This window comes from Winogradskyella sp. (assembly GCF_013042245.1).
Taxonomy (GTDB): domain Bacteria; phylum Bacteroidota; class Bacteroidia; order Flavobacteriales; family Flavobacteriaceae; genus Winogradskyella.
In genome coordinates, this window is record NZ_JABDQL010000025.1 from 151,276 (window position 1) to 161,685 (window position 10,410).

Below are 10,410 nucleotides of genomic sequence, written 5' to 3' on the forward strand. Positions count from 1 at the left end.
AAAAACTTTAAACACTAAAATTATAGGCGTTAATTTTAAGACAACTCGCCACGCAAAGACGTTTCAAATATAGCTTTAAAAGCTAAAGGGTTAATATTCTGACCTATAAGATACATGAGCTTAGTTATTGCTGCTTCTGAAGTTAAATCTCTTCCTGAAATAATACCTATTTTTTTTAATTGAGAACTTGTTTCATATTGCCCCATATTAACACGACCACCAGAACATTGGGTCACATTAACTATATATATACCTCTCTTTATAGCTGCTTCTAGTAAATCAATAAACCAAGTTTCTGTAGTAGCATTACCCGAGCCGTAAGTTTCTAAAATTAATCCTTTAATTAGCCTGCTCCTTAACACCGCTTCTAAAATAGGTTTTGATATTCCTGGAAATAATTTTAGGATGGCAACATTTGTATCAAAACCCTTATTTACTTTAAGTTCTTCTCCGAGATTAGGTTTTAGCAGAAACTTATTATTTATGTTAAGGTAAACGCCTGACTCGGCTAAATGTGGATAATTTAAAGATTCAAACGCTTCAAAATGTTCTGCATTTATTTTTGTTGTACGGTTACCTCGATATAATTTGTATTCAAAATATAAGCCAACCTCTCTTATTACTGGCACTCCTTTTTCGTGTAATGAAGCCAACTGGATGGATGTTATTAAGTTTTCTTTTGCGTCTGTTCGTAAATCTCCGATAGGCAATTGACTTCCTGTAAAAATGACTGGTTTTGTCAAATTTTCGAGCATAAAACTTAGCGCAGATGCAGAATAGCTCATGGTATCACTTCCGTGAAGCACAACAAAACCATCAAAATTTTCATAATTATCCTTAATCATATCGGCAATAATGCACCAATATTTTGGATTCATGTTTGAAGAATCTATAGCTTTTTCAAAAGATATTGTCTCGATATTACAATCTAATAATCGCAACTCTGGTATTGACATTAAAAGATTGTCAAAGTTAAAAGCTTTGAGGGTACCTGTATTGCTATCTTTTACCATACCGATTGTTCCTCCGGTGTAAATAAGAAGTATGTTTGGTTTATTCATGCTATATGCCAAAGATGGTTTTTGAGTTTTCTGTTGTAATTTTGGCTATCTCTACTTCTGAAACATCATATATATCTGATAGTTTTTCTAACACTTTAGTAATGTATGTGCTTTCATTTCTTTTTCCGCGATAAGGTTTTGGAGCTAGATAGGGCGAGTCTGTTTCTAAAACAATATGCCTTAAATCTATTTGATTTATAAATTGGTCTACTTTCCCATTTTTGAATGTTACAACACCACCAATTCCTAATTTCATATTATATGATATGGCTTGTTCTGCTTGTTCTAAATTACCAGTAAAGCAATGAAAAATCCCGAATAAATCATCACTCTTCTCTTCTTCCAAAACTTGAAATATTTCATCAAAAGCTTCTCTACAATGTATTACAATAGGAAGCTGGTATTTTTTAGCTAAATTAATTTGATATTTAAATGCTTCTATTTGAATAGCCAACGTGCTTTTATCCCAATACAAATCTATTCCTATTTCGCCAACAGCATAAAAATTTCGTTTTTTAAATTGCTCTTCTACATGAAGTAATTCTTCCTTAAAATTCTCCTTCACAGAAGTCGGGTGCAAACCCATCATCAAAAATACTTCATTAGGAAAGTCAGCTTCTAGGTTATACATAGACTCTGTATAGCTAGAATCAATTGCTGGAATAAAAAAGCGTTTTACTCCTGAGTCAATTGCTCGTTTTACCATCTCTTGCCTATCTTCATCAAAAGCCTCACTATATAAATGGGTATGCGTATCTGTTATAATCATAGAGCAAAAATAGGCATCTTTTTAGTCTAGTTTATCAATTAGTTTTTGTGCTTTTTGATAATGAATAGCATCTTCAGGTAATGTTTTAAGTAATTCAATTGTGGCTTCAGAATCTTTCTGTTTTAGCTTACTAAGTGCAGCGTACCATATGGCTTCGTTTTTATAGGCGGTCTTTCCATTTACCATTTTGGTTAACGCGGCATCAGCTTCTTTAAACTTATCCTGTTCTATTTGACTTATAGCCTTATACAGCTTTACCTCTATATCATCTGGTTTTACTTTTAAGATATCATCGAAATAAATTTCTGCAGCTTCAAAATCTTTATTGTTAAAAGCATTTTGTGCTTTAGCTGCTGCGTCACTAACAACACCTCTAACAGACAAACTAATTACACCATGATTTGAATAATCTTCATAGCCAGTTGTTGAAAATCTGTTGAATATAAATATTCCTAAAAATATTACCACTGCTGCCGCAATTGCTAATTGACCTGTTCTAAAAATCCTTGATGTATTTCTTAGCTGATTTTTATTATTCTTTTCAAAATAGTTAGTTGAAATTTTATTAAGATTCACCTCAAATTCTTTTGAAGTATGATTTTCATCTAAATGTTGTTCTAAAAATCCTGATAACTCTTTATAGGTTTCAAAGGCTTCTTTAAATTCAGCATCTGAATTTAACTTTTTCTCAAAAGCTAAAACTTCTTCATCTGATAAAGATTTAGAAAGGTAATTTTCAAACGCTATGTAGTTTTCTTCATTCATTACACTTTAAGCTGGTTAAACTTGGGCGATTTACGCACCATTTCGGTTAATTTACCAATACACAATGATTTCTTCTTTCTAGCATAAGCATAGGTTACACTTAAGCTTTCTGCAACATCTTCCATCGATTTCGTTTTAAAAGTTGCTTTGAGTAAGTTCTTACAAGCATCTCCTAATTTTTGAAACATTTCAGAAAACAGGGCTTGCTTTTCTCCAAAAAGCTGAGTTTCGAAAGCTAGCCCTTGTGCATCGTCACTTATAGATACAGTAGCTTCATTAATTGTTACCTCTTTATTGTAATTTTTTTTGAGATAGTTTAACCATTTACGCTTACAAAGTAGAAAAAAGTAAGCATCAAAAGGACAAGTAAGCTGAAGGTTTTTTTGACTTCCTTGATTGTATATTGTAATTATGGTCTCTTGGACGATGTCTTTGGCTTCATCTTCACTTCCACTGTTCTGTTTAATATAATTAACCACTTTGGGCACATACTTATCATATATAGATTGTATAATAAATGAGTTGTTTTGCAACAATCCAATGATATATTTCTGGTCTTCATAAATTTTTTTTTCGCTCACTACCCCTTGTAATTTCTACTAATTTAAAAAAACTTTATTGAAATAGGGTAACAATTTTATAAGTGTGCTGATATAAAGTTGTAACAAGAAAATTAATTCATTAAAAAAATTAGAAATTATGAAACGCGCATGCTAAATATATTATCTCCCAGAGGAATGATTAATAGCGAACAGCATGTGTCCTTAAAAAAACAATACATATAAACACATGAAACAAGCAATTTTAATTATCAGCACAGTCGTATTATCAGTATTAAACTTAAATGCTACGACTTCAAAAATAAATTTTAACCCTATTAATACAGAAACTGAAATTACAGAGAACCATTTTGCAAAAATCTACGAATGGTCTGTAAAAACATTAACAGGTAAAAGTTTAGGAATATCCTCTAGTCTTGAAGATGCAAAAGAAATGATAGCCCTTTTTAGTGGTAATGAAGCAGTACTTAAGAAAGAGATTACAAGTTATTATGTTCTAAAATCTGAAGCTACAAACTCTAATAACAGAACGTATTATTGGGAAGTAGTCTCTACAAACGGAAATGCAAAAGAGCTTTCTTCTTCCGAGAGAGATGCAAAAGAGATGATTAACCTTGTCTCAAACGAAGAAATTATTACCCATAAAATAATTACAAGCGAAAAAAGAAAGTAAAATCAAAAAACAGGGTAACAAAATAGTTGCCCTGTTGATATAACAATATAAAACACTAAATATTAGAAATCATGAAACAATTAAAAACAATTTTCGGAACCTTATTAATGACAGCTATTTTATTCACAAGCTGTGAAACATCAGACGATAGTGATGGAGACATCCTTTTTACACCAAGTGCACAACAATTTCAAAATTTAAAAGAGAATGCTCGTGAAGTTTTAAAGCAAGATTTTCAGATAACTGTTGAGGATGGTATTACTACGCTAACAACAGATAATGGTGTAAGTGTAAGCATTAATGGTGCTTGCTTAACAGTAAATGGAAACGCTGCAACCGGTGTTATAGATGTTGAGTTAATAGAAATTTTTGACAAGGCTAACATGTTAAAGACAAATAGAAACACTATGGGTGCTTTACCCGGAGGAGATAAAGCTATGCTTTTAACTGGTGGTGAATTTTTGATAGAAGCTTTTCAAAACGGAAATACTGTTGATACCAACTGCCCTTTAGAATTACAAATCCCATCAAATCTTACAGGTGGTGATGACCCAGCAATGGAGCTATGGACTGGCACAATTGATGAAAATGACAACCTTACTTGGGATGAGATGGAAGGCGGTCCTCAAGGTCTCGGTGGAGAGGTTTTTGCAGAAGGTGGTCAATACTACGCATTTTTTAATGACTTTGGATGGAGTAATGTCGATCGTTTTTATAACGACCCAAGGCCTAAAACTACCATATTAGTTGCTCCACCAACTGGTTTTGACAATACTAACAGTTCTGTATTTATTTCATATGATGGTGAGGATACAGGATTAGCAAATCTAGATACTTATGATACTGGATTAGGATTATTCAGTGAACATTATGGACAAATACCTATAGGCTTAGAGTGCCATATCATTTTTGTATCACCAAATGAAACTGGAGGATGGTTATACCATCTTCAAGCGGTGACCATTGCAGCTAATGACCAGATTACTTTTAGTTTTGAAAATTTAGTTTCTGGGACAGACGCAGAGTTAACTAGCGCTATAAATGCCCTACCATAAATCTTAATCCGTAAAAGCGGTGGCTACTAGTCACCGCTTTTTTTTATCTTTAAATGCAATCAACTCAATATAATTATGAAACGCGCATGCTAAACATATTATCACCCAAAGGAATGATTAATAGCGAACAGCATGTGTCTTTAAAAAACAATACATATAAACACATGAAAACTAATGCTTTTGTCTTTGGCCTTCTTTTCTGTTTTACTACGGCATTCTCACAACAATCCACTTCTGTAGATTCTATAAAACCTAGAATAGCTTCTATAAATCATACTATAAAAGGAGATAGTCTATCCTTAAGTGCCATAACACCACAATTACAACAAATCGCAGGAGCTCCAAAAGCATTTTACACCTATTACTGGGAAATGGGTGATGGTAATTTTAGTAAAGAAAAAAAACCTAAACACGTCTATAAAGACAAAGGTGATTATGAAGTAAAATTATGGGTTACCAATAATTACGATACTGGAAAACCACCTGTGAGTCGTCCAAAAAAAATAAGCATTTCTAATAACGCTGAAAACTATGAAGCTCAAGCATCAATGCCTGAAGATTTTACTTTACAGCGTAACAGAGAACCTGTACCAGATGAAGAGATGGTAGTAGTTATGAGTTATAAAAATGAAAATGACTTTATTACTGACGGAAAACTCTTTTTGTTTTACAACGAACAAAAATATACTGCTGATAATTTTGAACTTACAGATACTCGTGTTCATAACAGTGAACAAGAAGTATTTAATCAAGATATTGTTTACAACACACCAAAAGATAATTTTGAAGGCACATTATTAGCTTTAACTGATAACAAAGGAGTATTAAATTTATATCAAAAACAACAAGACTCTACAAAGAAAACGGACTTGGCTTTAACTTTAAAAGAGTCTAATGAATACTTTAAAAATTCTAAAGTTTTAGAATTTAAAAATATGGAGCCGCAAGAAGAGCGCAATGTCTTTTTCTCACTAAAAACAACACCAGAAATGCTTAAAGACACAAGCGCTATAATTTCTGTTAGAGGTGTTTATATTCCAGATTCTAATTATAGCAATCATACTGTAAAAGAAATGGAGATGGAAATTGTGACTTCTCACGATCCTAATAAAATGTCTAGTAACGGCACGTTCCTAAATTATAGATTAGTTCGTTTTAAAACCCTGAAATATAAGATAAAATTTCAGAATAACGGTGAAGGTCCAGCTCGTAAAATTAGACTAGAATCGGATATTCCTGAGATGTTAGATGAACAGACAATTGAAGTTATTGACATGTATCCTAAAGTAAAAATATGTCCGAAGCTAGAGATACAATATAGCTGCTTAGACACTACTTTTACTAACCAACAAGCTATATTCACCTTCAAAAATATTTACCTTCCCGGGAGCGAACAAAAAAATGTTAAGGAATACGATTCTACCAAAGGCTTCGTGACGTATAAAATTAAATTCTCGAAGGACTTCCACAAGAAAAAGACTAAAAGTAGAACTGCCATAATTTTCGATAAAAACGAACCTATAATTACCAATTATTCGACAACACGATTTTTGCCAGGTATATCTATTGGTACAAAAGCAGGTTATAATTATTTTCCTGATTTAGTTGACTCTAAAAGTTACTTTTTTGGTGCTACGATTTCCCCCTATAAATCTTACCGGTGGTATTGGCAGGTAGAGCTTTTAAATAGTTTTCATAATTATGATTCTCAGACAACAATAACTGAAGATATTATTGGTCAAGCACAAGGCTTTGAACAATTGCAACGTACTACAGCCACCTCAAGTTTTCAGAATATAGATTGGGAAATTCCTATTTTAGTTAGATATAATCTCAATAACTACTTTGGTTTAGGTGTTGGCATAAATACCATGATATCCCTTAACGAAAAAAGAGAAGAATCGCTTTTTATAGAACGTTTTGAAGGAACAAATCCGCAAGCTCCAATTGTTGAGACACTAAATACATCTTCTGATTTTTCGGATTCGTTTACAAATTTCAGAACAGGCTTATTGATGGAAATCACAGGAGGTTTTGCTCGTATTGGCCCAAGCTTCGGCGCACGCTATGTCTATAATTTTAAAGACAATTTTAATTACATCCAATTGTATGGTATTTGGAAGTTCTAAATTATTTCAAAGTTTTAAATGAAACATTTTCTCTTTCTCTTTTTTATTTTAAGCATCTCTCTTTGCTTTTCTCAATCTTTGGAAGAAAAGATTTATGCATCAACAGAACAGTTTTACAGTGAACCAAATCATAAAAACCTACAAGTTTTAAATACTGAAATTGCTAGTTTTGAACCTCAATTAAAAACTAAAGACGAATATTTTGCCTTTATAAATCTTATTATAAATAAAGCCTACTATTTGGCTGAACATAACACTCAAGATAAAGCTATTTCAGCATATGAAAAAGCATACAAAATCTATTTAAAAAATCAGGTTTTTAGCTATGATATAGTTGAGTATTGTTTAATTCCGCTAGGTGTTCTTTATCATAAAAGCAATGCTTATATAAAAGCTGAAAATATTATAAAACATTATATAACACTTGCTATAAAACAAGGTAATGTATCACAACAAATTTCAGGTAGTATCAATCTGGCATTGCTTTACCAATCTTTGAACAGGCATCAAAGCGTGATTTCTATAGTAGACAAAACATTACTTGGTTTTAAAGACATAAAAAAAAATCAAGAACAACGCCTTAATAGCATAAAAAAAAGAAGTTTACTATTAATAGAAAGCAATCAAGAAAAATTGTTATTAGATAATGATGTAATTTTTAATTCTCAAGATGATTCTGAAATTTTAGACTTAAAATATAGGACAGCACTGCAGAATAGGGATTACTCCAAAGCGTATAACTACTTCAATCGTATAAAAAATAAAAGTCTCGTAAATAATTTGATATCAAAAAGAGAGCTAGCAAAACTTAGTTTTCAAGAAGCACAATTATTTTATCTACTAAACAGAGCTGACAAAGCTCATAAAGAGTTATATAATACACTCTCACTACTTATTCCTAGCTTTAGAAGCAACCAATCACTTACTGAAAATGATTTGTATCCCGAAAATATTTTTATCGATGTGTTTGATTTATTGGCTACGATAGAAACTACTCCCGAAAATAAACTACTAAATTATAATCTTAGTTTCTATGTTACATCACTATTAAATAAAGAAAACACAAACGAAGAGAGCCTTATAATTAGCGCTAGTGCAAATAGGACTAGAGCAGAGAATTGTATAGAAATTCTTTATCAATTATATATAAAAGAAAACAATACAGACTTCATACAACGTGCTTTAAACTTTGCAGAGCAGTATAAAGCCTCTATCTTAAAAACCAATTCTCAACGAAAATCATTTCTTCAAAAATATGGTAAGATAGACTCAACACTCATAAGAGAAGATCTTCTTTTAAAAGAACAAAAACAATTAACCAATAGGCTTCTAAGCGGTACTTCTAACACAGATTATCTAAAAAGACAAGATAGTATTAGATCCCGTTTAATAGGTATAAGTGTAGAGTTGAAGTCACTTCAAAACGTGATTGAACAGACTTATAAAATTGGCATTAATAAAACAATCTCTCTAACAGATATAACGTCTAAACTTAACGACACAAAAAAAGCTGTTATACAATATTTCTATGGAAAAAAAGCAATTTATCAATTTGTATTCACTGAAACAAATTATGGCTTTAATGAAATACCTGTAGGAGCGTCTACAAATCAAAAAATCATTGATTTTATAAGCTATTTTAATGATGTTTCAAAAATCAATTCAGACATCTCAATATTTACAGAAGATGCCTTTTACATATATAATTTACTAAAATTTGATGCAGTTAAAAGCTTTGAAGAAGTGGTAATAATCCCAGATGGATTAATGAGTTTTATTCCTTTTGAGACGCTATTAAACTCAAAAACTACTTCCACTTCATTTGCCAAAATGCCTTTTGTTATTAAAAGTCAGTCTTTGGAATATAACACAAGCCTTCAGTTTTATTTGAACAACAGAACTGAAAGATTAGAAGACAAATTACTCGGTATGTTTCCAGTATTTAAAAATTCTAATCAAGAGCTTACATATACTAAAAATGAAGCCGAAGAAATTAAAAGTAAAATATCTTCAAAACTTTTAATGTATGAACATGCTACAAGAGTAAATTTTTTAAATCAAATGAAAAACTATTCTGTATTGCACCTCTCAACACATGCTTCTTCAGGAGATTTTTTAAATCCTGCTAACATCTCATTTTATGATACCGAATTATCGGTAAACGAACTTTATGATTTAGATATAAACCCCAATTTAGTTGTGCTTAGTGCTTGCGAGACTGGCGTTGGAAAAGTACTTAAAGGTGAAGGTGTTATGAGTATTGCAAGAGGGTTTCAGTATGCGGGTGCAGAAAATACTTTGTTCTCTCTATGGCAAATTAATGATTTAAGTACTTCTAAGATTATGACTTCATTTTATAAGTATTACGCAAGTGGAAAGACTGCTACTTTTTCCAATAGTCAATCAAAAATAGATTACTTAAGTAATAGAGAAGTTAGTAATGCAAAAAAATCGCCTTATTATTGGGGTGCTTTTGTTTTTTATGGAGATGTACCAGAGTTAAAACCTAATAAGCAAACGTATTATTTATTGACTCTTGGCATATTAGCTTTGTTAATAGTCGTATTTTTAATTCTTAAAATTTTTAGTAAAAATGCAAGCTAACCTTAAAGACTTTTTGATTGAAAAAGGCTATTGTAAAATAAAACTGAAACTTACAAAAACTAATCATTTTGAAATAAAAGCATCTATTAATGGTATAAAAGGTCGTTTTATTTTAGATACTGGTGCATCTAGTAGTTGCGTAGGTTTTGAGGCTATAGAACAATTTAAACTTAAAGTCGTGGATTCTGAAATTAAAGCTGTAGGTGCAGGTGCTTCTAACATGACCACTAAACTTTCAAAATCTAATATCATAAAAATTGGCAAATGGAAAAAGCAACGTATTGCCTTAATTCTATTTAATCTAACACATGTTAACGAAGGTTTAATTAATCACAACTCAAATGCTGTTGATGGCATTATTGGCGCCGATATTTTAAAAAAAGGAAAAGCAATAATTGACTATAATAAAAAATATTTATATTTAAAACTATGATTTTCAATTATTTAACAACTAAACAACACTAAAATTACGTATTTATACGTATAAATACTTCAACTAAAATTTGGAATTTTACTAATGCTAACAAAGTCAATTATATCGCAGAATATGTTTTGGATTATGAAACGCGCATGCTAAACATATTATCACCCAAAGGAATGATTAATAGCGAACAGCATGTGTCCTTAAAAAAACAATACATATAAACACATGAACAATAACAACAGTAAAATATGGCTATATTCTATAATATGACTTAAATAAGTTGTATTTTAGTAAAAACGAAAGTCATGATACCACAAAATTTCACAGAATACTTCAAAAGCCTCGAATTATTTGAGCGACAGGAAATAGT

Annotated in this window: 9 protein-coding genes; 5 read left to right on the forward strand and 4 right to left on the reverse strand. The window is 31.2% G+C overall.

The genetic code is table 11. The features are described from left to right. Nucleotides 1-35: 35 nt before the first annotated feature. The 4 genes from HKP48_RS02670 to HKP48_RS02685 are packed head-to-tail and all read right to left on the reverse strand — an operon-like array spanning nt 36 to nt 3,176. Nucleotides 36-1,061 (reverse strand): asparaginase, encoded by a 1,026-nt coding sequence (locus HKP48_RS02670; RefSeq protein WP_296342527.1) that lies wholly within the window; start codon nt 1,059-1,061, stop codon nt 36-38. Between the two features lies 1 nt (nt 1,062). Beyond that, nucleotides 1,063-1,830 (reverse strand): TatD family hydrolase, encoded by a 768-nt coding sequence (locus HKP48_RS02675; RefSeq protein WP_296342530.1) that lies wholly within the window; start codon nt 1,828-1,830, stop codon nt 1,063-1,065. A gap of 21 nt (nt 1,831-1,851) precedes the next feature. Then, a complete protein-coding gene (locus HKP48_RS02680; protein WP_296342532.1) occupies nt 1,852-2,595 on the reverse strand; it encodes a hypothetical protein in 744 nt (247 codons plus the stop codon). Continuing rightward, nucleotides 2,595-3,176, reverse strand: a complete 582-nt coding sequence (locus HKP48_RS02685; protein ID WP_296342534.1) for a sigma-70 family RNA polymerase sigma factor — start codon at nt 3,174-3,176, stop codon at nt 2,595-2,597. Before HKP48_RS02685 ends, HKP48_RS02680 begins: the two co-directional genes overlap by 1 nt. A gap of 208 nt (nt 3,177-3,384) precedes the next feature. On the opposite strand from HKP48_RS02685, the gene HKP48_RS02690 reads away from it, so the two are divergent. The 5 genes from HKP48_RS02690 to HKP48_RS02710 all read left to right on the forward strand — a co-directional run bounded on the left by HKP48_RS02690 (nt 3,385) and on the right by HKP48_RS02710 (nt 10,049). Next, nucleotides 3,385-3,828: a hypothetical protein gene (locus HKP48_RS02690; protein ID WP_296342536.1), complete on the forward strand. Its 444-nt coding sequence runs from the start codon at nt 3,385-3,387 to the stop codon at nt 3,826-3,828. 71 nt (nt 3,829-3,899) lie between these two features. Then, the gene (locus HKP48_RS02695; protein ID WP_296342537.1) at nt 3,900-4,883 is read left to right on the forward strand and encodes a hypothetical protein; all 984 of its coding nucleotides are present in this window, start codon (nt 3,900-3,902) and stop codon (nt 4,881-4,883) included. Between the two features lie 86 nt (nt 4,884-4,969). After that, nucleotides 4,970-7,012 (forward strand): PKD domain-containing protein, encoded by a 2,043-nt coding sequence (locus HKP48_RS02700; protein WP_296342538.1) that lies wholly within the window; start codon nt 4,970-4,972, stop codon nt 7,010-7,012. 78 nt (nt 7,013-7,090) lie between these two features. Further along, complete coding sequence (locus tag HKP48_RS02705; protein WP_296342540.1) at nt 7,091-9,616, forward strand: CHAT domain-containing protein; 2,526 nt, start codon at nt 7,091-7,093, stop codon at nt 9,614-9,616. Next, nucleotides 9,606-10,049, forward strand: coding sequence for a retropepsin-like aspartic protease (locus HKP48_RS02710; RefSeq protein WP_296342542.1), 444 nt, complete (start codon nt 9,606-9,608; stop codon nt 10,047-10,049). The genes HKP48_RS02705 and HKP48_RS02710 overlap by 11 nt, the downstream gene beginning before the upstream one ends. Nucleotides 10,050-10,410: the final 361 nt, after the last annotated feature.